We start from the raw sequence: 712 nt of genomic DNA, 5'->3' as shown, positions 1-712 counted from the left end.
CCGATGATTCCTCGAGCCGAATGGGACCGCGCGCCCTATAATCGCTGGAGCTTTCTCAATGTCCGCGACCTCGTACCGACGACCGAGGTCTGGCGTGGCGCGGAGCCTGCTTCGGTCTTGCCGCAAGCGCATCAGGAGATAGGCGGCCTGGGCTTCCCCCACGACGGCAGAGCCTGGACGATCGCCGAATTCCTCGACGAGACCTTCACCGACGGTTTTCTCGTCTTGCACAAGGGCAGGATCGTTTCCGAAACCTATCTGAACGGCATGCGGCCGCACACGCTGCATCTGTCGCAATCGGTTGGCAAGTCGGTGACGGGCGCGGTCGCCGGCATTCTCATCCATCGCGGCCTTGTCGATCCCGCAGCACCGGTGACGCATTATCTGCCGGAACTGGACGCGACGGCTTATCGCGGTGCCACCGTGCAGCAGGTGCTCGACATGACCACCGGCGTGATCTTCGACGAGACTTACACAGCAGTCGATTCGCACTGTGCCTGGCTCGACGCCGCCTGCGGCTGGAAGGAGCGCAAGGGCGATCATTGGCCCGAAACAGTGTGGCAGCTCATCCTGTCGCTCGAGGAGAGCGAGCGGCCGCACGGAGCGCTGTTCCAATACCGATCGATCGAGACCGACGTTCTGGCCTTCATCCTGCAGCGCGTGTCGGGCAAGCCGTTGGCCGAACTCGTCAGCGAGGAACTCTGGATTCCGC

Annotated in this window: 1 protein-coding gene; it reads left to right on the top strand. The window is 63.1% G+C overall.

What is annotated here, in order from left to right:
* On the top strand, positions 1 to 712 hold a 712-nt coding region (locus AC1D0P_RS26570), incomplete at both ends, for a serine hydrolase domain-containing protein (RefSeq protein WP_477679464.1).

The sequence above is a fragment of the Polaromonas sp. P1_G2 genome (assembly GCF_056405515.1).
The sequence above is the reverse complement of the archived record's forward strand: the minus strand, read 5'-3'. Positions and strand labels throughout refer to the sequence as shown.